General features: G+C 64.9%; 20 protein-coding genes. 14 read left to right on the forward strand and 6 right to left on the reverse strand.

The window, feature by feature from the left end; all coding sequences use genetic code 11:
* Positions 1 to 839: 839 nt before the first annotated feature.
* The 5 genes from AC1DMY_RS15265 to rph all read right to left on the reverse strand — a co-directional run bounded on the left by AC1DMY_RS15265 (position 840) and on the right by rph (position 6,075).
* Positions 840 to 1,199 (reverse strand): PilZ domain-containing protein, encoded by a 360-nt coding sequence (locus tag AC1DMY_RS15265; protein WP_477165781.1) that lies wholly within the window; start codon positions 1,197 to 1,199, stop codon positions 840 to 842.
* Entirely contained in the window at positions 1,196 to 3,481 is a 2,286-nt protein-coding gene (locus tag AC1DMY_RS15270; RefSeq protein WP_477165782.1) for a DUF1631 family protein, read from the reverse strand. The genes AC1DMY_RS15265 and AC1DMY_RS15270 overlap by 4 nt, the downstream gene beginning before the upstream one ends.
* 81 nt (positions 3,482 to 3,562) lie before the next feature.
* Positions 3,563 to 4,729 carry a radical SAM family heme chaperone HemW gene (gene hemW / locus AC1DMY_RS15275; protein WP_477165783.1) on the reverse strand — a complete coding sequence of 389 codons (1,167 nt, stop codon included), beginning with the start codon at positions 4,727 to 4,729 and terminating at the stop codon, positions 3,563 to 3,565.
* Between the two features lie 3 nt (positions 4,730 to 4,732).
* Positions 4,733 to 5,332 carry an RdgB/HAM1 family non-canonical purine NTP pyrophosphatase gene (gene rdgB, locus AC1DMY_RS15280; protein WP_477165784.1) on the reverse strand — a complete coding sequence of 200 codons (600 nt, stop codon included), beginning with the start codon at positions 5,330 to 5,332 and terminating at the stop codon, positions 4,733 to 4,735.
* 11 nt (positions 5,333 to 5,343) lie between these two features.
* A complete protein-coding gene (rph, locus tag AC1DMY_RS15285; protein ID WP_477165785.1) occupies positions 5,344 to 6,075 on the reverse strand; it encodes a ribonuclease PH in 732 nt (243 codons plus the stop codon).
* A 76-nt stretch (positions 6,076 to 6,151) separates the two neighbouring features.
* Between rph and AC1DMY_RS15290 the strand changes: the two genes are divergently transcribed.
* The 7 genes from AC1DMY_RS15290 to AC1DMY_RS15320 all read left to right on the forward strand — a co-directional run bounded on the left by AC1DMY_RS15290 (position 6,152) and on the right by AC1DMY_RS15320 (position 11,448).
* On the forward strand, positions 6,152 to 7,012 hold the full coding sequence (locus AC1DMY_RS15290; protein ID WP_477165786.1) for a YicC/YloC family endoribonuclease: 861 nt from the start codon (positions 6,152 to 6,154) through the stop codon (positions 7,010 to 7,012).
* Positions 7,009 to 7,650 (forward strand): guanylate kinase, encoded by a 642-nt coding sequence (gene gmk / locus AC1DMY_RS15295; protein WP_477165787.1) that lies wholly within the window; start codon positions 7,009 to 7,011, stop codon positions 7,648 to 7,650. Before AC1DMY_RS15290 ends, gmk begins: the two co-directional genes overlap by 4 nt.
* A gap of 245 nt (positions 7,651 to 7,895) precedes the next feature.
* Positions 7,896 to 8,732, forward strand: a complete 837-nt coding sequence (locus tag AC1DMY_RS15300) for an ABC transporter ATP-binding protein (RefSeq protein WP_477165788.1) — start codon at positions 7,896 to 7,898, stop codon at positions 8,730 to 8,732.
* Positions 8,729 to 9,499 (forward strand): lipid asymmetry maintenance ABC transporter permease subunit MlaE, encoded by a 771-nt coding sequence (gene mlaE / locus AC1DMY_RS15305; RefSeq protein ID WP_441604506.1) that lies wholly within the window; start codon positions 8,729 to 8,731, stop codon positions 9,497 to 9,499. The genes AC1DMY_RS15300 and mlaE overlap by 4 nt, the downstream gene beginning before the upstream one ends.
* Before the next feature lie 58 nt (positions 9,500 to 9,557).
* Entirely contained in the window at positions 9,558 to 10,418 is an 861-nt protein-coding gene (gene mlaD, locus AC1DMY_RS15310) for an outer membrane lipid asymmetry maintenance protein MlaD (RefSeq protein WP_477165789.1), read from the forward strand.
* A 53-nt stretch (positions 10,419 to 10,471) separates the two neighbouring features.
* Positions 10,472 to 11,146 (forward strand): MlaC/ttg2D family ABC transporter substrate-binding protein, encoded by a 675-nt coding sequence (locus tag AC1DMY_RS15315; RefSeq protein WP_477165790.1) that lies wholly within the window; start codon positions 10,472 to 10,474, stop codon positions 11,144 to 11,146.
* A gap of 17 nt (positions 11,147 to 11,163) precedes the next feature.
* Positions 11,164 to 11,448 carry an STAS domain-containing protein gene (locus tag AC1DMY_RS15320; protein ID WP_477165791.1) on the forward strand — a complete coding sequence of 95 codons (285 nt, stop codon included), beginning with the start codon at positions 11,164 to 11,166 and terminating at the stop codon, positions 11,446 to 11,448.
* A gap of 73 nt (positions 11,449 to 11,521) precedes the next feature.
* Here AC1DMY_RS15320 and AC1DMY_RS15325 read toward each other — a convergent pair whose 3' ends face one another.
* Entirely contained in the window at positions 11,522 to 12,370 is an 849-nt protein-coding gene (locus AC1DMY_RS15325) for an MlaA family lipoprotein (RefSeq protein WP_477165792.1), read from the reverse strand.
* A gap of 203 nt (positions 12,371 to 12,573) precedes the next feature.
* Between AC1DMY_RS15325 and rpoZ the strand changes: the two genes are divergently transcribed.
* The 7 genes from rpoZ (at position 12,574) to AC1DMY_RS15360 (ending at position 20,869) form a co-directional block, all read left to right on the forward strand.
* Positions 12,574 to 12,864 (forward strand): DNA-directed RNA polymerase subunit omega, encoded by a 291-nt coding sequence (rpoZ, locus tag AC1DMY_RS15330; RefSeq protein ID WP_046972139.1) that lies wholly within the window; start codon positions 12,574 to 12,576, stop codon positions 12,862 to 12,864.
* A 130-nt stretch (positions 12,865 to 12,994) separates the two neighbouring features.
* The gene (locus tag AC1DMY_RS15335; RefSeq protein ID WP_477165793.1) at positions 12,995 to 15,157 is read left to right on the forward strand and encodes a RelA/SpoT family protein; all 2,163 of its coding nucleotides are present in this window, start codon (positions 12,995 to 12,997) and stop codon (positions 15,155 to 15,157) included.
* Between the two features lie 121 nt (positions 15,158 to 15,278).
* Positions 15,279 to 15,662 carry a RidA family protein gene (locus AC1DMY_RS15340; RefSeq protein ID WP_477165794.1) on the forward strand — a complete coding sequence of 128 codons (384 nt, stop codon included), beginning with the start codon at positions 15,279 to 15,281 and terminating at the stop codon, positions 15,660 to 15,662.
* 80 nt (positions 15,663 to 15,742) lie between these two features.
* On the forward strand, positions 15,743 to 17,860 hold the full coding sequence (gene recG / locus AC1DMY_RS15345; protein WP_477165795.1) for an ATP-dependent DNA helicase RecG: 2,118 nt from the start codon (positions 15,743 to 15,745) through the stop codon (positions 17,858 to 17,860).
* Between the two features lie 176 nt (positions 17,861 to 18,036).
* Complete coding sequence (locus tag AC1DMY_RS15350) at positions 18,037 to 18,963, forward strand: nucleoside hydrolase (protein ID WP_477165796.1); 927 nt, start codon at positions 18,037 to 18,039, stop codon at positions 18,961 to 18,963.
* Positions 18,964 to 19,070: 107 nt separating this feature from the next.
* Positions 19,071 to 19,316 (forward strand): type B 50S ribosomal protein L31, encoded by a 246-nt coding sequence (locus tag AC1DMY_RS15355; RefSeq protein WP_046972144.1) that lies wholly within the window; start codon positions 19,071 to 19,073, stop codon positions 19,314 to 19,316.
* 257 nt (positions 19,317 to 19,573) lie between these two features.
* Positions 19,574 to 20,869 carry a citrate synthase gene (locus tag AC1DMY_RS15360; protein ID WP_477165797.1) on the forward strand — a complete coding sequence of 432 codons (1,296 nt, stop codon included), beginning with the start codon at positions 19,574 to 19,576 and terminating at the stop codon, positions 20,867 to 20,869.
* The last annotated feature ends 136 nt before the right edge of the window (positions 20,870 to 21,005 follow it).

The raw sequence follows: 21,005 nt of genomic DNA on the forward strand, positions 1-21,005 counted from the left end.
AGCGATATCGCGACTTGGCCCGCCTGCCGCGGGCTTCCGTCCTCCTGCCGGCGACGCGAAGCTAGTCCCCTCTTTGGGAAGGCCGGGTCACTTTTCTTTGCTTGCCCACGCACGCGCTTCGAGCGCGTGTGAACGGCGAAGCCGGCCCGAAGGGCGGAGGGCAGGATGCCCGGAGTAAAGAAAAGTAACCAAAAGAAAGGGCCCCCGGGGTCAAGAGCCGCATCAAGAGCCGCGCTACACCCGGTGCTGCCGGGCATTCTTGTAGGAGCGCACTTGTGCGCGACCACCCAACGGAGAGGTAAACCCTGGCGCCGCGGTCGCGCACAAGTGCGCTCCTGCAAGGGAAACGCTGGCCTGTGGATGGCGGATCAAAGWGCCGGCGCGGCAGGGGTTGGAGCGATGCCAAAAGCCGTTGCGCAGCGAGGCAGCGCTTTAAGCCCTCTTCGCGGTGTAGCCCAATCGCCTGTCGGACGATCGCCACGCTTCCGAACCCCTTGAGCGACAGGCGATCGTATCCAGCACGACGCTACGAGCCCTTGCACTTTTAGGCCACTCTCTTTGGGTTACTTTTCTCTTACTCCGGGCATCCTGCCCTCCGCCCTTCGGGCCGGCTTCGCCGTTCGCATGCGCTCCTGCGCATGCGTGGGCCAGCAAGAGAAAAGTGACTCGAACGGCGGCAGCCGTTCGAAACGCCCGCCGCGTAGGCGGCCAGATCGCCGTAACGCGACAGCCGGAGACTGGCGAAACCGGATGACCTGCCATTCGGCTGTTGAAAAGCGCCTCCGGCCTCCGCCGGAACGACGAGAAAAATCGCCCTACGCCGCGACGACAAGCAACCCCTAACCCCTCTCCGGCTGCTCCAACCACGCATCCAACATCGCCGCATCCGCATCATCGATCGCCACGATGCGATAGCCCGACCACACCTGCCCGGGGCTGGCAGCGGCTTCGTGCCACTGCTCCTGGATGCCGACTTCGATACTCTGCGGCGCACTGCCCAGGCCGGGCAGGGAAAGGCTGACCTGATAAATCGCCTCGCTGCGTGGCGGATGGGTGCTGATCAGCAGCATGCCGTTGGCGGAGAGATTGCCCAGATGGCCGATCGGTTGGCCAGAGATCACGTCGGTGACCACGGCAGTGAAATTGGCGCGTTTGCGCAGGGCGCGGCGCTGATCGATGGAGGCAATGTTCTCGCTCACGTCGATGCTCCGCTGCGCGATGCGACGGGTTGGCCGCTGGTGATCTGGCGCAGGTGGCTGGTGAGTGCATGCCAGGCGCGATCGAGCAGATTTTCGCGCACCGGAGGCATTTCGCGCACGCGGCCACAGGCCATTTCGTGGGCGAGCTGTTCCAGCGTCATTTCCTGGCCGCGCAGGCCGCGACGGGTGACAAACAGGCTGTTGCCCGATACCGGCGAATACCAGGCCAGCTTGCGTTCGGTGATGCGCCCGTTGGACGGATCGATGAATTCAAACCAGCTGCCGAAGGGCAACTGGCGCAGGCGCTGGCGGATGCGGCGCTCCGGTGACTCGGGCGGCGGTGTCGGAGCCGGCGGTGCGGCGGGAGCGGCCACCGGCGTTTCCAGTGCGGCATGCTCGCCCAGTCGCTGATGCTGTTTCAGCTTGAGCGCGAGCTCGGTGGTCGTCGCCGCTTCGTTGGTGGCCGGGCTGTTGGCCGGAATACCCAGCAGGCGCTGCGCGACTTGCACGGATTCCTCGGCGTGCATGCCGATCTGTTGCAGGCCCGATTCCACCTCGGCCTGCAGCAGGTTGCGATCGAGCACGGGCTGCTGGCCAAGCAACTGATCGGTAATGCGCAGGCGCAGCGTAAAGGCTTCGCTGTCTTCGCCGTGGCGCAGCAGGGTGAGCGCGAGTACGTCGGACCAGGCGCGCTCCAGCAGCGTGCGCAGCAAGCCGCGTGGATTGCACTTGTCGAAGCGCTCGGTCATCAACTCGGCGGCGCGATGGCGCGCCTGTTCGAGCCGTTCGCGGCCTTGCATGGCCTCCACCTGGCGGCGTTCGGCAATCTGCGCCTTGCGGTTGAGCAGGCCCAGATGATGTTCGATATCGGCCAGCAGGCTGGTGTAGAGGCCGGTGCTGGGTGGCTCGCGGCGTGCACGGTCGACCAGTTGGTTGATCTTCGCTTCGAGCGAGCGATCGACATCGCCTTCGGGCCCGTCCAGCCAGTCATTCGCCGCTTCGGCGACGAGGCCAAGCAGTTTGCGTGCGGGATGTTCGCGCTGGTTGAAGAAGCCTTGGTCAGCCACCGCCATGCGCAACAGCGGCAACTGGAGATCGCCGAGCAGTGAGTGTGCGTTGCTCTTGTTGGGAACCTGCCGGTCCAACTGTTCAAACAGCATGGCGACCAATTCCACTGTGTCGCCTTGCTCTTCGGTCAGATGCATTTGCGCCGAGCCTGCCGGTCGGCCCGCGTTGAGCTGGGTGATCAACTCCTCGCGCAGCGCTTGCGCGCTGAGCAGTTCGCGTCGCGCTTGCTCGGCCACGTCGCTCACGTGCAATTGCAGGGCGTCGAGCGCGAGCTGGAGTTCGCCCGGAGTCGCCGCGCGTCCGCCGTCCTGATAGCTAAGTGCGCCCTGGCCCGCGCGATGGTGCGCGAGCATTTCGCGCAGATTGTCGAGCACGGCGATGCTGTCGCTACGCGGCGCGGCCGCTGCGGCAGGCGCTGTCGCGGCGGCTGCCTGGCGGGGCAACGGCACCGGCGGATTGTCGTTCGCGCCCGGGCGAGGCTGGCGTTCGATCGGCGCACGTGTGGTCGGGAAGGCGCGCAATTGCGGCAGGATGCCGTCAGCGCGCAGATGTTCGTTGACTGTGTCGTAGAGCGTCGACAGCCCTTGCACCACAGCCAGGTCGAAGCACTGCAACAACAGCAGGCGATGTTCGACCGGCAGCTCCAGCGTGCTCATGCCATCGCGGAAGGCATTGGCCAGCGCCTGTGGCCCCAGGGGCAGGCTTTCGCCTTCCAGCGGCGGCAGGCTGGCCAGTACGGCGAACCGATAGCCAAGTTCAAACAGCGCCGTGCCATGACGCGCTTCGCCGCGCGCGACCAGTTTGTCGAGCGCCACGTTCTGTTCGTGTTCGGTGGGGTCGAGCAGCTCCAGCGGTCGGCGTGGCGCGTCGGCGTGCACCACTTCCGGCTCGTGCACCGTGCCCACGCTGCCGAAATGCTTGCGCACGCCCTCGGTGAAGCGACGCTCCACAGGCGCGCGCTGCTGTTGAATCAGCTGGCGGGAATACAGGCACTGCTGCTGTTCGGTGGGGTTGCGCGAGCGCTCGGCCTGCGCGTACAGGCGTTGCTCGGCCTCGAGGAAGCACTGGCGTAGCGGTGCCTCCAGCCAGCTGGTGCACAGGGAGTGCGTTTCTTCGATCAGGCGACGGGCACGCGGCGGCCAGGCTGCATTGTCGGGACGCGAGTCCCGATCAGATGCATGCGGCGGCCGTCGACCCTGCTGTTCGACTTCCATGACAGACCTTGGTTGATTCCCCCCGGATGGCACAGAGTCTAAAGCGGGTATGCCGTGCACGCCATCGGCCGCACGGTGGATTCAGTCAAGGAATCCGGAAATGACGTCATTGAGGAAGCGTTGGCCGAGCGCCGTGGTGTGCAGACGGCCCGGGTCGTCCACCAGCCAACCCCGTTGGCGGGCATGGGCGAGGGCGCCGGCGATGCGCTCGGGCGGCAGGCCGGTGCGCTCGACAAAGTCGGCCATGGGCACGCCGTCGATCAAGCGCAAGGCGTTGAGCATGTACTCGAATGGCAGCTCGTCCTGGGCTACGGCCGCGCTGCCGCCGATGCGTCCTGCGCCGCCGGGCGTCGCCAGATAGGCCTTGGGAAGGCGGGTCTTCCAGCGGCGGATGATCTGCCCGCTGGCCACATCGGTGAGCTTGCCGTGGGCACCGGCGCCGATGCCGAGGTAATCGCCGAAGCGCCAGTAGTTGAGGTTGTGCGCGCAGCGGCGGTCGCTCTGGGCGTAGGCGGATATCTCGTATTGCCTATAGCCGGCGGTGGCGAGCTGTTGTTCGCAGGCCTCTTGCATGGCCCAGGCGTGATCGTCGTCCGGCAGCGGCGGCGGGTTGGCGGCGAACGCGGTGTTCGGCTCCAGTGTGAGCTGGTAGTGCGAAATATGCGTGGGCCGCAGCGCGACGGCGCGCGCCACATCGGCCAGCGCGCCCTCCAGGGTTTGCTCCGGCAGCGCATACATCAGGTCGAGATTGAGATTGGCATAGCCCGCATCCTGGGCGGACTTCACTGCCGCTTCGGCCTCACTGGCCGAGTGGATGCGGCCGAGCCGGCGCAGCTTGGCGTCGTCAAAGCTCTGGATGCCGAACGACAAGCGGTTTACCCCGGCGGCCAGATAGCCGTCGAAACGTCCATGCTCGACCGTGCCGGGGTTGGTCTCCAGCGTGATCTCCGCGTCGGTCGCCAGCTGCAGGCGGGCGCGCACGCCGTCGAGAAAACGGTCGATCAGATCCGGCGCGAACAGGCTGGGCGTGCCGCCGCCGAAAAAGATGGTCTGCACCGTGCGCCCGTGTAGCGCGTCGCCGAAATCGATCAGGTCGGCGTCGAGGTCGGCGAGCAATGCGTCCACATAGCTCTCATACGGCGGCGTTTCGCCGCGCACGCCATGGGAATTGAAGTCGCAATACGGGCACTTCTTCACGCACCACGGCATGTGGACGTACAGCGACAGCGGCGGCGCGATCAGCGACATGGCTTAACCATGCGTCTCGCCGAGCTGGCTGCGAAGCAGCGCCAGCGCGCGGCCGCGATGACTGATGCGATTCTTCAGTCCAGGCGGCAGCTCGGCGGCGCTGACGGCTTCGTCTTCCGGCAGGAACAACGGGTCGTAGCCGAAGCCGTGCGCGCCGCGCTGTTCGGTGAGCACATGGCCATGCCAGCGACCTTCGGCGACCAGCGGGGCCGGATCGTCGGCGTGTTGCAGCAGCACCAGCACGCAGATGAAGAACGCGCCACGCTGTTCGGTCGGCACGCCATCCAGTTCTCGCAGCAGGCGCGCGTTATTGGCCGCGTTGTCGCCGTGCTTGCCGCTGTAACGGGCCGAGTAAAGCCCCGGCGCGCCGCGCAGATGGTGCACGCACAGGCCCGAATCGTCGGCCAGCGCAGGCAGCCCGCTGATGCGCGATGCATGACGCGCCTTGAGCAGCGCATTCTCCACGAAGGTGAGGCCGGTTTCCTCGGCGTCGGGCACGTTGAACGCCGATTGCGGCTCGACCTGCAGGCCGCTGTCCGCCAGCAGGTCGTTGAACTCCGCCAGTTTGCCGGGATTGCTGCTGGCCAGGACGATGCGTGTCATCTGCGCAACCGTCAGGACACTTCGAGCGCGGCGCGCTGCGCGGCCACCAGTTCGGCGATGCCTTTTTCCGCAAGGCCAAGCAGCGCGTCCATCTCGTCGCGGCGGAACGCATGGCCCTCGGCCGTGCCCTGCACCTCGATGAAGCCGCCGCCGTCGTTCATCACCACGTTCATGTCGGTGTCGCAGTTGGAATCTTCGGCGTAGTCCAGGTCGAGCACCGGCACACCCTGATAAATGCCCACCGAGACGGCCGCGATCGCGCCCACTACCGGGTTGCGGCGCAGGTTCTCGCGCTTCATCAGCAGGTTCACCGCGTCCACGAGTGCTACGTAAGCGCCGGTGATCGCCGCGGTGCGGGTGCCGCCGTCGGCCTGAATCACGTCGCAATCGAGTGTGATCACGCGCTCACCCAGGGCCTGCCGATCCACGCAGGCGCGCAGGCTGCGGCCGATCAGGCGCTGGATTTCCATGGTGCGGCCGCCTTGGCCGCCGCGTGCGGCTTCGCGCTGCATGCGGGTGTTGGTGGCGCGGGGCAGCATGCCGTATTCGGCAGTGATCCAACCCTCGCCCTTGCCACGCAGCCACGGCGGCACGCGGTCTTCGATGCTGGCGGTGCACAGCACGCGGGTGTCGCCGAAGCTCACCAGCACCGAACCTTCGGCGTGGCGGGTGTAGTGGCGTTCGATGGTCACGGTGCGCAGCTGGTCGCTGGCGCGGCCACTGGGGCGGCTGGGAGAGCTCATGGGAATGGGGGCCATTGGGCAAGGCAGGGCGGGAAAGTTTACCATTGCCGCCTTTCCCGATATTGGCAGACTCCCGATGACCCGCAGCATGACGGCTTACGCCTCCGCCGAGACGACCGGCCCCGCGGGCACGCTCAGCTGCGAATTGCGCACGGTGAACCACCGCTACCTGGAGCTGAGCCCGCGCCTGCCCGACGAATTGCGTGTGTTCGAGTCGGCCCTGCGCGAGCGCATCGCCGCCAAGCTGTCGCGCGGCAAGGTCGACGTCACCGTGCGCCTGCGCGGCGAAGCCCGCGCCGAATCCATGCAGGTCAACGCCACCGCGCTGGCACGCCTGTCCGAGCTGGCGATGGACCTGGAATCGCGTTTTCCGCGCATGAACATCGAATTCACCGAGCTGCTGCGCTTCCCGGGCGTGCTGCAACAGTCCGAGGTGGACCCTGAGGTGCTGCAGGCCTCGCTGCTCGACGTGCTGGATCGGGCGCTCGAAGCGCTCACCGCCACTCGCGAGCGCGAAGGCGCCAAGCTGGCCGAGCTGCTGCTGGAGCGTCTGGACGCGATTGAGCGCATCGTGGCCGAGGTGCGCAGCTTCATGCCGCAGATCCGCGAAGGCCTGCGTGCCCGCCTGGAATCGCGCCTGGCCGATCTCAAGCAGCCGGCCGATCCGGGTCGCCTGGAGCAGGAACTGGTACTGCAGATCACCCGCAGCGACGTCGATGAAGAACTCGACCGCCTGACCACCCACATCGTCGAAACCCGCCGCGTGCTGGGCACCAGCGAGCCGGTCGGCCGCCGCCTGGATTTCCTCATGCAGGAATTCAACCGCGAAGCGAACACGCTGGGCTCCAAGGCCGTGGACGTGCGCAGCACCAATGCCGCGGTGGATCTGAAGGTGCTGATCGAGCAGATGCGCGAACAGGTGCAGAACATCGAATGAACGCGACCACGCCTCACGCGCAAGACACCCAGTGCACCCTGTTCGTGGTGGCTGCGCCCTCGGGCGCGGGCAAGTCCACCCTGGTCAACGCGCTGCTGGAGCGTGAGCCGTCGATTTCGCTGTCCATCTCGCACACCACGCGTCCGCCGCGTCCGGGCGAGCAGTACGGCCGCCACTATTATTTCGTGGAGCGCGAGGTGTTCGAGCAGGAGGTCGCCGACGGCATCTTCCTCGAGCACGCCGAAGTGCACGGCAATCTTTATGGCACCTCGCGCACCACGGTGGACACGCTGCTGGCGACGGGCTGTGACGTATTGCTGGAAATCGACTGGCAGGGCGCGCGGCAGATCCGCCAGAGCAAGCCCGACTGCGTGAGCGTGTTCATCCTGCCGCCGTCGCGCCCCGAGCTGGAGCGCCGCCTGCGCGGCCGCGGTTCGGACAGCGCGGAAGTGATCGCACGCCGCCTGCACAATTCGCGTGAGGAAATCGCCCACGCGCATGAGTTCGATTACATCATCGTCAACGATGATTTTGATGCGGCGCTGGACGATTTGCAGGGCATCGTGCGGGCTACCCGCCTGCGCTCGGCGTTGCAGCTGAAGCGCCATGAGACGTTGATCGAGGAACTCCTGGCCTGAGGCGGCCGCCACCCCACTGTGGGAGCGCACCCTGTGCGCGACTGGTGGGTCATGGTGTTCCTCGCACGTCGGTGGCGCCTGTCGCGCAGAGGGTGCGCTCCCGCAAGGTGTGCTCCCGCAGGAACTCCAGATCCGCGCCAAGGTCTTGTTCCGTTAGCCATTACTGACCGCTACGACGATTCGTACATGGTCTTCACGCCCCTATTCAGCTAACTTGTCGCCTTTACCCAGGCCCCTCATCGCCCATGACCGACTCCATTAGCGCCAAGCCCGAGGACAGCACCCTGGTGCGCGTCCGTGGCCTGACCACGGTGCTCAATGGCAAGAAGGTGTTCGATGCGCTGGATATCGATATACCGCGCGGCAAGATCACCGCCATCATGGGGCCCAGCGGTACCGGCAAGACCACCCTGCTCAAGCACATCACCGGGCAGATGCGCGGGGATGCGGGGCAGGTCCTGGTGGACGGCAACAACGTGGCGACGATGTCGCGCGACAAGCTATTCGAGCTGCGCGAGCGCATTGGTTACCTGTTCCAGAACTCCGCGTTGCTCACCGATTTCGATGTGTTCGAGAACGTGGCGTTCCCGCTGCGCCAGCACACCGAATTGCCGGAAGTGCTGATCCGCAACATCGTGCTCACCAAACTGCAGGCAGTGGGTCTGCGCGGTGCGGCAGGGTTGATGCCGACGGAGCTGTCCGGCGGCATGGCGCGTCGCGTGGCGTTGGCGCGTGCGATCGTGTTCGATCCGATGCTGATCCTGTACGACGAACCATTTGTCGGTCTCGATCCGATCGCCTTGAACCAGGTGCTCAAGCTGATCCGCACGCTCAACGAGACGTTGGGCATTACCAGCGTGCTGGTGGCGCATGAGCTCGAAGCGATCAAGCAGGTGGCCGATCACATTTACCTGATCGCCAACGGCAAGGTGGTGGCGCAGGGCGATCCCAAGACCATTGCCAACGACGGTTCGCCGTGGACGCGCCAGTTCTTCGGCGGCGACGCGGACGGCCCGGTGCCATTCCAGTATCCGGCCGGCGACCTGGGCGTATCGCTCGGTTTTCCAGGGAAGAACGCATGATCGCGACGGGTTCCGAAAACATCGTGGTGCGCTCGCTGTCGCAGATCGGCGACTGCGGACTGTTCCTGCTGCGCATGATCGCGGCCATTCCGCGCAGCATGCGCCACTACCGCGAAACGATCCGCCAGCTGTGGTTCGTGGGCGCGATGAGCCTGATCATCATCATGGTCTGCGGCCTGTTCGTGGGCATGGTGCTGGGCTTGCAGCTGTACGACGTGCTGTCGATCTTCGGCGGCACCTCGGCCACCGGCACGGTGGTCGCCATCGCCATCTATCGCGAGCTCGGTCCGGTGGTGACGGCGCTGCTGTTTGCCGGCCGCGCGGGTACCTCGGTGACCGCCGAGATCGGCCTGATGCGCGCCACCGACCAGATCGCCGCGATGGAAATGATGGCGGTCGATCCGATTGCCTATGTGGCCGTGCCGCGCTTCCTCGCAGGCGTGATCGCCATGCCGCTGTTGGCCTGCGTGTTCTGTGCGCTGGGTATCTTTGGCGGGCACCTGGTGGGCGTGAGCTGGCTGGGCATCGACAACGGCACCTTCTGGTCGAACATGACCGCTACCGTCGAGGTGGTGAAGGACGTCGTCAACGGCGTGATCTGGAAAAGCGTCGTGTTCGGCATCGTGGTGTCGCTGATCGCCGTGTTCCAGGGCTACACCACGCCGCCAACCAGCGAAGGCGTGGCCTATGCCACCACCCGTACCGTGGTCGCTTCGTCCATCGCCATCCTGGCGCTCGATTTCGTGCTCACCGCGTTCCTGATGTGAGTGAGCCGATGAGCGCCGACCTGACCGTATCCAACCCCCATTTCATGAGGATCGTGCCGTGAGCCAGAGACAATCGTATGCCGTCGGCACCGGCCTGTTCATCGTGCTCGGCTTTGCCGCGCTCGGTTATCTCGCCACGCAGACCACCTCGGTGGCCAATTCCAGCCGCGGCCCCAGTTACACCGTCGAGGCGCACTTCGCCAACATCGGCCAGCTCAAGGAACGTGCGCCGGTGAAAGTGGCGGGCGTGCGCGTCGGCCAGGTGCAATCGATCGTGCTCGATCCGGGCAAGGAAACGGCCGATGTGAAGCTGGCGATCGACCAGCGCTACAACCAGATTCCGGACGATTCGGTCGCCACCATCTTCACCAGCGGCCTGCTGGGCGACCAGTACGTCGGCCTGCGCTACGGCAGCTCCAAGAAGACCCTGGCCGACGGCGGCGAGCTTGCGCTCACCCGTCCGGCGCAGCAGCTGGAGGAGATGCTCGGCAAGTTCTTCGGCGCTGGCGGCGTGGCGGACAACCTGGGCGGCAGCTACGTGGTCAAGGCCCGCTTCACCAACGTGGGCGCGCTCTCGGTGGGTGCGCCGGTGAAGATGGCCGGTGTGGCCATCGGCAGCGTGCAGTCGATCAACGCCGACCCGGTCAAGCTCGACGCCCTGGTCACCCTGGCGATCGACAAGCGCTACAGCCAGATCCCGGACGATTCCGCCGCCGCGGTGTTCACCAGTGGTTTGATCGGCACCCAGTACGTTGCGATCCAGCCCGGCGGCTCGCCGGACGCGCTCAAGAACGGCGATGAGATGGTGCTGACCCAGTCGGCCATGCAGATCGAAGACCTGATCGGCAAGTTCCTGGTCAGCGGCTCGTCCTCGGGCAAGCCTGCCGACGGCGGCAAATCCGACGGCGACAAGCATTGAATCGGCCCATCGCGTACCGATATTCCAACGAGACATCTTCCAGGAGTTTTCCCATGTTGCGCAGTCTGGCCATTGCCACCGCCATCGCCCTTGGCACCGTGATCGCCGCGCCTGTCTTTGCCCAGGATGCGACGCAGGGTGCCGCTGCCCAGCAGACGCCGGTGCAGGTGGTGCAGGCGGTGTCCGACGATCTCGCCAAGGCGATCGATGGCCATCAGCAGGAGCTGAAGACCAATCGCGAGAAGTTGATCAACGTGATCGACGACGCGTTCCTGCCGCACTTCGACATCGACTACGCCTCGATCCTGGTGCTCGGCCAGCATGCCCGCGAAGCGACGCCGGAGCAGCGTTCGCGCTTCGCCAAGGCGTTCTACGACTCCATCACCCATCGCTATGCGGAAGGCCTGCTGGACTACACCCGCGGCCGCGTGAAGGTGCTGCCGTTCACCGGCGACATGAGCGACAAGCGCACCATCGTGCGCAGCCAGGTGGTGCTGGATGACGGCAAGACCATCGCCGTCGACTACGCTTTCCGCAAGGACAAGAACGGCACCTGGAAGGCCTACGACGTGATCATCGAGGGCATTTCGTACATCACCAACTACCGCAACCAGGTCGATGCGGAAATCCGCAAGGTCGGCATCGAAAAGCTGATCAGCAACCTGGAAACCCAGGGCGATCAGGCGCTGAAGGAAATGGAGCAGGAAGGCAAGGGCGCCAAGCAGTGAATGCGGCTGCAGCACCCGTGCGCATCGATGAAGGCTCACCGGGCAGCGTACGCGTCTCCGGCGAGCTGACCTTCGGCAATGCGGCGGCGGCGCTCAAGGCCATTGATACGGCGGTGGCGCGCGACGGCCGCTCGGAGCTCGATCTGTCCGGCGTCACCCACAGCGACAGCGCCGGCCTGGCCTGTGTGCTGGCGGTGCTGGCGCAGTCGGCCGAGCGTGGGCGCAAGCTCAAGGTGAGCAACATGCCAGAGGGCATGCATCTGCTGGCCAGTGTGTGCGAAGTTGAGGGTCTCATGGCCTAAGCGTCACTCGACGCTGGGCCGGAGACGAAAAAAGGGGCCTTGCGGCCCCTTTTTTTGGGCGAGAGAAGGACGATCAGTCCTTCTTCGCGGCCGGTTGCTGATCCTGCGAAGCCTGCGGCTGCTTCTTTTCCCACTTCTGCTGTTCGTCGAGCAGTTCGTCCGGGTCGAAGCTCTTGTCGTGCAGGCCCTGCAGCTGCTCGATCACCTCTTCCGGCGGGTTGCCGTAGTAAATCTTGTAGATGCGCTGCTGGCGATAGGCATCGCGGATGAAGGCATACGGATCGTAGGCGGAGTTGAGGAAGCTTTCCGCATCGATGGCGCTGGAGCGGATGGTCACCAGGTACATCAGCTCAGGCAGGTATTGCTGGCCGAACTCGTAGTGGTTGTTGCGCGAGAAATAGCTGATCGGATCGAAGAAATAACCGTCGACCGGCACCTGCCAGAAGTCGCGCGCCGTGGTCGGCCCGAAGAACGGCAGCATCAGGTACGGGCCATCCGGCACGCCCCAGCGGGCCAGGGTCACGCCAAAGTCGGTGTCATCCAGCGGAATGCCGAGCTGGCTGGCCGGATCGAAGAAACCGCCGATACCCAGGGTCAGGTTCACCAGGAAGCGGCTGCTGCCCTGCAGCGCCTGCTTCGGGCGCGCCTGCAGCAGGTCGTTGGCCACCGTGATCGGCATGCGGATATTGGTGAAGAAATCGGCCATGCAGCGACGGATGGTCGGGTTGGTCACCTTGCGGTAACCCACGGCGACCGGGCGGATGATCGCCTTGTCCAGGTCGTTGTTGAAGGCGTAAACCTTGCGGTTCATGTGCTCGTACGGATCATCGGTACGAGGCTTGGCAATGCTGCAACCAGCAAGCAGGGCCACGGCGACCAGGGGCAGGCTGCGCATGGCGAGAGAACGGAAGGCGGACGGCATGGAGGCGACAGTCCTGGAGGGGCCGGAGGGAGTACAATATTGTACTGTTGGGTTTTTTATTATGTACAGGCCCCCTTTAGTGTTAGGGCGCCGGGCTGCAGGCGGTGTGAACCCCGCATCATAGAGCCTTGCTGCATTGCCAGCAAAGCCGCCGCTGGCTACACTGACAGGTGATAAGTCGTTTTATTTTCTGAGGATTTCAGATGGCCCGCATTACCGTCGAAGACTGCCTGCAGGTAGTCGACAACCGCTTCGAACTGGTGCTGATGGCGACCAAGCGCGCCCGCCAGCTCTCCAAGGGTGCCGAACCGGCAGTGCATCCCGACCACGATAAGCCGACGGTGCTCGCCCTGCGCGAAATTGCCGACCGTCGCATCGACCAGGCCACGATCGACGAGATCGACAAGTCCGAGCGCGAGCGCGCCGAGCGTGAAGCGCTCGAGTGGGCTGCCGCCGAAGTGGACGACGATCTCTCCAAGGGTGGAGATGACTGATGGAGGGCGGCTGTAGCCAGCAACGCCCCGGCGCCGGCTCGTCCGGCGCTTTGCGCTGCGGGCTTCATGTCGCCACCCTCGCTTCCCTTAAACGAAGCGAGGCGGTCGCCTGAGCGGGGACCGAACAACCATGCCGGCCGTCACGGACTCCTCCTCGGATACGTCGACGCTGCCGCCGTACGTGTTGGCTCTGAAAGAGCGCGTGGCCTACCTGCCCGAATCGCAGGTGGCCCGCGTGGTGCGCGCCTACGAAGTGGGCGCCGTGGCGCACGAGGGGCAGGCCCGCAAGAGCGGTGAGCCCTATATCACCCATCCCGTGGCCGTGGCCGGCATCCTGGCCGAGCTGGGCATGGACGCCGAGACGATCATCGCGGCGATCCTGCACGACACCCTGGAAGACACCTCGCTGAGCCGCACCGAGCTGGCCGGCGAATTTGGCGAGACTGTCGCCGAACTGGTCGATGGCGTCACCAAGCTGGACAAGATGAGCTTTTCCAGCCGCCAGGAAGCGGATGCGGAAAGTTTTCGCAAAATGCTGCTGGCGATGGCGCGCGACCTGCGCGTGATCCTGATCAAGCTGTCCGACCGCCTGCACAACATGCGCACGCTGGGCGCGAAAGACGCCCCGTCGCGCCGCCGCATCGCCCGCGAAACACTGGAAATCTACGCGCCCATCGCGCAACGCCTGGGCATGAACAAGTTCAAGGCGGAGCTGCAGGATCTGGGCTTCCGCGCGCTTTATCCCGACCGCTACCGCGTGATCAGCGAGCGCATCCGCGCGGCGTTGGGCAATCGCCGCGAAGCGATGGGCAAGATCGAGGCCGCGCTGTCCACGCGCCTTGGCGCCGACCACATCACCGCCAAGGTGGTGGGCCGCATCAAGTCGCCGTGGAGCATCTATTCGAAGATGCGCAACGAGCACAAGAGTTTCGCGCAGCTGATGGACGTCTACGGCTTCCGCGTGGTGGTCGACTCGGCCATGAGCTGCTACATGGCGCTGGGCGCCGTGCACGGGCTGTACAAGCCGGTAGACCGACGCTTCAAGGACTTCATCGCCATTCCCAAGGCCAACGGCTACCAGTCGCTGCACACCGTGCTGCTTGGGCCGTTCGGCGCGCCGATCGAGGTCCAGGTCCGCACGGCGGAAATGGATTCGGTGGCCGAGCGCGGCGTGGCGGCCCACTGGGCGTACAAGACCGATTCGGGCCCGGCCAACAGCGCGCAGGCGCGCGCTCGCGAGTGGCTGTCGTCGCTGGCGGACAGCCAGGCGAACACGGTGTCGTCGTCCGAGTTCATCGAGAACGTCAAGATCGACCTGTTCCCGGACGAGGTCTATCTGTTCACGCCGCGCGGCGACATCCTCGCGCTGCCGCGCAATGCCACCGCGCTCGATTTTGCCTATGCCGTGCACACCGACGTGGGCGACCACGCCGTGGCTGCGCGTGTGGACAAAAAACTCGTGCCGCTGCGCACGCGCCTGGAATCGGGCCAGCTGGTGGAAATCATCACCGCGCCTTCCGCACTGCCCAATCCGGCGTGGCTGGAATCGGTGGTGACCGGCAAGGCGCGTACGGCGATCCGCCAATACCTCAAGCACCTGCAGCATGAGGATGCCGTGGACTTCGGCCACCGCATGCTCGATCGCGCGCTTGATGCGCTGGGCACCAGCCTCGATGCCATTCCGCCGGCCGTGCTGGATCGTTTCCTGGAAACCTCCAAGCTCAAGCGCCTGGAAGAATTGCTCTCGGACATCGCGCTGGGCAATCGCATCCCGCATCTGGTGGCCAGCCAGCTGGTGGCCGCGCGCGGCAAGAAATCCTCCGATGTGCAGCAGTCGCCGCATGTGATGGAGAAGATCCGCATCACCGGCGCAGAGCGCGGCGTGCTGAGCTTCAGCAATTGCTGCCATCCACTGCCGGGCGACGAAATCATCGGCTATCTCTCGTCGGGCAAGGGCATCGTGGTTCATCGCGTGGAATGCCCGAACGTGGTGGAACTGCGCAAATCGCCCGAGCGCTGCGTGGCGATCGAGTGGGATCGCGATGTGCAGGGCGATTACCGCGCCGAGCTGCGCATCGAAGTCATCAATCGCCCGGGCGTGCTTGCCACCGTGGCAGCGGCGATCGCAGCTGCGAACTCGAACATCGAGAACGTGGAATACGTGGAGCGCGATGCGGCCGCGGCCACTTTGTTGTTCGCGCTCGAAGTGAAGAACCGCAAGCACCTGGCCGAAGTGATCCGCCGCGTGCGCCGCACCGGCGTGGTGAGCGGCGCCTACCGCTATCCGCTGTAAGCGGGAGTGAGTGGAGAGGAGTGAGAAGTGAGAGAAGGCTTGCGCTCTCTCCCACCTCTCACTCCTCTTCCCTCTCTCCTGCCTTTAGACTGTGAGGCTAGAGCAACCACGAGGCCTCCCCATGACCCGCAGCATCATCACCACCGACAAGGCGCCCGCCGCCATTGGTCCGTACTCGCAGGCTGTGCGCACCGGCAACACGGTGTATTTCTCGGGCCAGATTCCGCTCGATCCGGCCACCGGCCTGATGGTGGAAGGCGATATCGCGCTGCAGGCGCGCCAGGTGTTCGTCAACCTCAAGGCGGTGGCCGAGGCAGCGGGTGGTTCGCTGGAAAAGATCGTGCGCGTTGGCATCTACGTGACCAACCTGGGTCACTTCGCCACCGTCAACGAGATCATGGCCGAGTATTTCCAGGCGCCATTCCCGGCGCGCTCGACCATCGAAGTGTCCGCACTGCCGAAGCTGGCAGACATTGAAGTGGACGCCATCATGGTGCTCGACTGATCGAACCGCACGCCTCGCGCTGACAAGTGGCCGCGTGCGGCCGGCTGCAGCGCGAAGGGTCGCTCGGTTAGGCTTCGTCGATGCCGCCCAGTCGCGCCAATGCCGCCACGATACTTTCCGATCCCGGCGCCACGCCGGTATCGGCGTTGCCCGGGGTAGGCCCGGCGCTGGCGGAAACGCTGGCGCGCCTGGGTCTGGAGCGCGTGCAGGACCTTTGGTTCCACCTGCCATTGCGCTACGAAGACCGCACCCACCTCACGTCCATCGCCGATTTGCGCCCTGGCGAGCGCGCACAGGTGGAGGGTGTCGTCGAGGCGGTCGAACGCGGCTTTCGCTATCGGCCGCAGTTGAAGGTGGCGATTACCGATGGTTCGCAGCAGACCTTGGTGCTGCGCTTTTTCCATTTCAACCGCAGCCAGTCCGAACAGCTCAAACCAGGCACGCGCCTGCTCTGCTACGGCGAAGTGCGGCAGGCGGCGCTCGGCCTGGAGATGGTGCATCCGCAGTATCAGCGACTGAGCGGTGACGAGCCTGCCGTCGTCGATGAACTGCTGACGCCGGTCTATCCGACCACCGAAGGCTTAGGGCAGAAGCGGCTTGCCGGCGTAATCGCCAAGGCGCTGGCGCTCCTGCCGCAGGACGCGCAGCTGGAATTGATCCCCACCGAGCTATGCGTCGCCCACGGTTTGACCTCGCTGCGCGAGGCGCTGCTCTATGTGCATCGCCCGCCGCCGGATGCCCACCTCGGCCAGCTCACCACCGGCCGCCACCCCGCGCAGCAAAGACTGGCGTTCGAGGAATTGCTCACCCAACACCTCAGCCTCAAGCGCATGCGCGCAGCCGTGCGTCGGCGCCATGCGCCGCGCCTGCAAGGCACGGGCGAATTGCGCCGACGATTGCTGGCCAACCTGCCATTCGGGCTTACCGGTGCACAGCAGCGCGTGAGTGCGGAGATTGCCAAGGACATCGCCCAGGCCAGCCCGATGTTGCGACTGGTGCAGGGCGATGTGGGCAGCGGCAAGACCATCGTGGCTGCGCTGGCGGCATTGGCTGCCGTGGAGTCCGGCCAGCAGGTCGCCTTGATGGCGCCGACCGAACTGCTTGCCGAGCAGCACCTGCAGCACTTCCGTCACTGGCTGACGCCGCTGGGCATCGAAGTGGCCTGGCTTGCGGGCAAAGTGACCGGCAAGGCGCGTCAGCAGGCCCTGCAGCGCGTGGCCGCGGGCGCTCATGTGGTGATCGGTACACATGCCCTGATGCAGGAAGGCGTGTCCTTCTCGCAGCTTGGCTTGGTCATCGTGGACGAGCAGCATCGCTTTGGCGTGCAGCAGCGCTTGTCGTTGCGCGACAAGGGAGCGGACCACGAGAGCGGCCTGGTGCCCCATCAATTGGTGCTGACTGCCACGCCGATTCCGCGCACGCTGGCCATGAGCGCGTATGCGGATCTGGATGTATCGGCGATCGACGAACTGCCGCCCGGTCGCACGCCCGTGCAGACCATTGCGATTTCCAATGCGCGCCGTTTTGACGTGATCGAACGCATTCACGCCGCCTGCCTCGAAGGGCGCCAGGCGTACTGGGTGTGCACGCTGATCGAAGAATCCGAACAGCTGCGCGCACAAGCAGCCGAAGTGGCGCACGCGGAGTTGTCTACAGCACTGTCCGATTGCCGCATCGGCCTTATCCACGGGCGCATGAAGCCCAAGGAAAAGCAGGCCGTGATGGATGCCTTCAAGGCGGGCGAGCTCTCGGTGCTGGTCTCCACCACCGTGATCGAAGTGGGCGTGGACGTGCCCAACGCCAGCCTGATGGTGATCGAAAACAGCGAGCGGCTCGGGCTGTCCCAGTTGCACCAGCTGCGCGGGCGAGTCGGCCGCGGCGCCATCGCTTCCAATTGCGTGCTGCTGTATCAGCCGCCGCTTGGCCAGCTCGCGCGCGAGCGGCTGCAGGTGATGCGCGATACCAACGATGGTTTCCGCATCGCGGAGAAAGATCTCGAGCTGCGGGGCCCGGGCGAGGTGCTGGGCACGCGGCAAACCGGCCAGCTGAGTTTTCGCATTGCCGACCTTTCGCGCGATGCGCATCTGCTGCCGGCGGTGCAGGAAGTTGGTGCGGTGCTGTTGGCACATCACCCGCAACAGGCCGAGGGGCTGATCGCGCGCTGGATCGGTGCGGCCGCCCGCTACGCCCATGCCTAGCGTGGAACGTTCTCTGTGTGGGGGCGCACCCTGTGCGCGACGGCCTTTCGCCGGCGCCTTGCAGGATGAGTCGCGCACAGGGTGCGCTCCCACAATAAATTGCGTTGCCGCTTCACGCTTGCGCCTGACCGTAGAACGCCTAAGCTAACCGGTTCGCTCCCTAACGCGAGTTCCCCATGACCCAGCTGCAACTGTTGATCGACACCGACCCGGGCGTAGACGATGCGCTCGCCATCTTGATGGCGCATGCGCATGCCGACGTGCTCGGCCTGACGATCGCGGCCGGCAACGTCGGTCTCGCTCATACGGTGCGCAATGCGCGCACGCTGGTGGATCTGGTGGGCAAGCCGACGCCGGTGTTCCCGGGTTGTCCGACGCCGCTGGTGCGTATGCCTGAAGAAGATGCCGTGCACGTGCATGGCAGTGACGGCCTGGGCGATGTCGGCTTTCCTGAGCCGCGCAGCGTGGCTGCCGATGAGCACGCCGTGCACGCGCTGATCCGTCTCACCCGCGAGCATCCCGAGCTGACCCTGGTGGCGCTTGGGCCGCTGACCAATCTCGCGATGGCCGTGCGGCTCGACCCCACTTTGCCGGCGCGGGTGAAGCGATTGGTGATCATGGGCGGCGCAGTCACCGGCCTCGGCAACACGGGCAAGATTCCTGCGGAATTCAATATCGGTTTCGATCCCGAGGCGGCGCACGTCGTGTTCGAGACCTTTCCGATGTTCGATCTGGTCGACTGGGAAGTGGTGCTGCGCCATGCCTTCGACGACGATCAATTCAACCGATGGATCGCCGCCGGCGACCAGCGCGCGATCTTCTTCGAGCAGGTGTTCGGTACGGCGCGGGCGTTCAATGCCAAGCGTGGCCGCCGCGGCGTGATCGCGGCAGATGCGCTGGCGATGGCGGTGGCGATCGATCCGGCCATGGTGACGCGCGCAGAAGAGCGCCACGTCGCCGTCGAGATGGATGGCCGCCTGACCCGTGGCGCCACCGTGGTGGACTGGACCGCTCGCCTGGGCCGACCGGCCAATGCGCGCATCGTCATGGAAGTGGATCAGGCCCGCTTTGCGGCCATGGTGCGGCAGGCGCTGGGCGCCTGAAAGGCCTGGCGGGGCGGCCTCGCCGGTCCAAGTGACTGAGCGACTTGCCAATGGGGGCGACCCATGGTTAAAATGCCGCTCTTTTCACCCACCGCTTTGAGTCAGTCATGAAGCCCGATATCCATCCCAATTATCGCCAGGTGGTGTTTCAGGACCTGTCGTCCGATTTCGCGTTCCTGACGCGTTCGACGATTTCCTCGAAGGACACCGTCAAGTGGGAAGACGGCAACGAGTACCCGCTGGTCAAGGTGGATATCTCGAGCCATTCCCATCCGTTCTACACCGGCAAGCAGAAGTCGCTGGACACCGGCGGCCGCGTCGACAAGTTCCGTCGTCGCTACGCGCAGAAGTAATCGCGCGAAGCCATCTGCTGTCACGCTGCGGCCACGCAGCGTACGCAAGCTGAAACGCACGGGGCGAGCTGATGCTCGCCCCGTGCGTTTTTGCGTCCGCCCATCCGACCATCCGCTAGGGCATGTTGGCGGGTCGATATGCGATAATCGGCGGCGAGGTGTCGCAGCCATCCCCCTACGCGACATCAACCCTACCTCGTCGGCCATCGCCTTCGCGCGACACGTCGGCGACGACATAAGCGTGAAGGAGGTTTTCCGTGTCCGATTCCAAGATCGTCAAGTTGGTGGATGAGTCGACCAACCGCAGCAGTGAACTGCCCCTGCTCAGCGGCACGTTAGGTCCCGCATGCATCGACATCGGAACGCTGTACAAGGACACGGGACATTTCACCTACGACCCGGGTTACGGCAGCACCGCCAGCACCAAGAGCGCCATCACCTATATCGATGGCGACGAAGGCGTCCTGCTCTATCGCGGTTACCCGATCGAGCAGCTGGCCGAGAAGTCCAGCTTCCTTGAAACCTCCTACCTGCTGCTCAATGGCGAGCTGCCGAACAAGGACCAGTTCTCCAAGTTCGAGCACGACATCACGCATCACACGATGATGCATGAGTCGCTGAAGGACTTCTTCAAGGGCTTCCACCACGACGCGCATCCGATGGCCATGCTGGCCGCTTCGGTGGCTTCGCTGTCGGCCTTCTACCACGACGATATCGACGTCGATAACGCCGACGACCGCAAGCTGGCCGCGATCCGTTTGATCGCCAAGATGCCGACGATTGCGGCTGCCTGCTACCGCTACTCTATCGGCTGGCCGTTCCGCTATCCGCGCAATAACCTCGAGTACGTCGACCGCTTCCTGCACATGATGTTCGAAGTGCCGAGCGAGCCGCTGGAGATGAGCCCGGTCGCCGCCAAGGCACTGGATCTGTTGTTCATCCTGCACGCCGACCACGAGCAGAACGCTTCCACCTCGACCGTGCGTCTGGTCGGTTCCACCGGCGCCAACCCGTACGCCTCCATTGCTGCCGGCATCACGGCGCTGTGGGGTCCGGCCCATGGCGGCGCGAACGAAGCCGTGCTGAAGATGCTCGAAGAGATCGGCACCGCCGACAAGGTCGAGACGGCCGTCAAGCGCGCCAAGGACAAGAACGACAACTTCCGCCTGATGGGCTTCGGCCACCGCGTGTACAAGAACTTCGACCCGCGCGCGAAGATCATCCGCGAGATGTGCCACAAGGTGCTCAACGAGCTGGGCGTCAACGACCCGCTGCTCGACGTGGCCATGAAGCTGGAAGAGGCGGCGCTGAAGGACGATTACTTCGTCGAGCGTAAGCTCTACCCGAACGTCGACTTCTACTCGGGCATCATCTACAAGGCCCTGGGCATCCCGACCGAGATGTTCACGGTGATGTTTGCCATCGCCCGTACCTCGGGCTGGATCGCGCATTGGATCGAGCAGCACGAAACGCCGGGAGCGCGCATTGGCCGTCCGCGTCAGATCTATACGGGTGCCGACGTGCGCAATTACGTGGCTAGCGACAAGCGTTGATTCGCTGGTTCATTGCATGAAAAAAAGCCCCGGTTCTCCCGGGGCTTTTTTTTGTGGGTCTGGGCAAGATTGTGTCGCGCACAGGGTGCGCTCCCACAACAGCCCTCATCCCTGTGGGAGCGCACCCTGTGCGCGA

This window comes from Dyella sp. 01L423 (genome assembly GCF_056399945.1).

Bases quoted from the DNA above. Each gene is read 5' to 3' on its own strand.
- AC1DMY_RS15270 (WP_477165782.1), bottom strand. From the start codon at position 3,481: ATGGAAGTCGAACAGCAGGGTCGACGGCCGCCGCATGCATCTGATCGG.
- hemW (WP_477165783.1), bottom strand. From the start codon at position 4,729: ATGTCGCTGATCGCGCCGCCGCTGTCGCTGTACGTCCACATGCCGTGG.
- rdgB (WP_477165784.1), bottom strand. From the start codon at position 5,332: ATGACACGCATCGTCCTGGCCAGCAGCAATCCCGGCAAACTGGCGGAG.
- rph (WP_477165785.1), bottom strand. From the start codon at position 6,075: ATGAGCTCTCCCAGCCGCCCCAGTGGCCGCGCCAGCGACCAGCTGCGC.
- AC1DMY_RS15290 (WP_477165786.1), top strand. From the start codon at position 6,152: ATGACCCGCAGCATGACGGCTTACGCCTCCGCCGAGACGACCGGCCCC.
- gmk (WP_477165787.1), top strand. From the start codon at position 7,009: ATGAACGCGACCACGCCTCACGCGCAAGACACCCAGTGCACCCTGTTC.
- AC1DMY_RS15300 (WP_477165788.1), top strand. From the start codon at position 7,896: ATGACCGACTCCATTAGCGCCAAGCCCGAGGACAGCACCCTGGTGCGC.
- mlaE (WP_441604506.1), top strand. From the start codon at position 8,729: ATGATCGCGACGGGTTCCGAAAACATCGTGGTGCGCTCGCTGTCGCAG.
- AC1DMY_RS15315 (WP_477165790.1), top strand. From the start codon at position 10,472: ATGTTGCGCAGTCTGGCCATTGCCACCGCCATCGCCCTTGGCACCGTG.
- AC1DMY_RS15325 (WP_477165792.1), bottom strand. From the start codon at position 12,370: ATGCCGTCCGCCTTCCGTTCTCTCGCCATGCGCAGCCTGCCCCTGGTC.
- rpoZ (WP_046972139.1), top strand. From the start codon at position 12,574: ATGGCCCGCATTACCGTCGAAGACTGCCTGCAGGTAGTCGACAACCGC.
- AC1DMY_RS15335 (WP_477165793.1), top strand. From the start codon at position 12,995: ATGCCGGCCGTCACGGACTCCTCCTCGGATACGTCGACGCTGCCGCCG.
- AC1DMY_RS15340 (WP_477165794.1), top strand. From the start codon at position 15,279: ATGACCCGCAGCATCATCACCACCGACAAGGCGCCCGCCGCCATTGGT.
- recG (WP_477165795.1), top strand. From the start codon at position 15,743: ATGCCGCCCAGTCGCGCCAATGCCGCCACGATACTTTCCGATCCCGGC.
- AC1DMY_RS15350 (WP_477165796.1), top strand. From the start codon at position 18,037: ATGACCCAGCTGCAACTGTTGATCGACACCGACCCGGGCGTAGACGAT.
- AC1DMY_RS15355 (WP_046972144.1), top strand. From the start codon at position 19,071: ATGAAGCCCGATATCCATCCCAATTATCGCCAGGTGGTGTTTCAGGAC.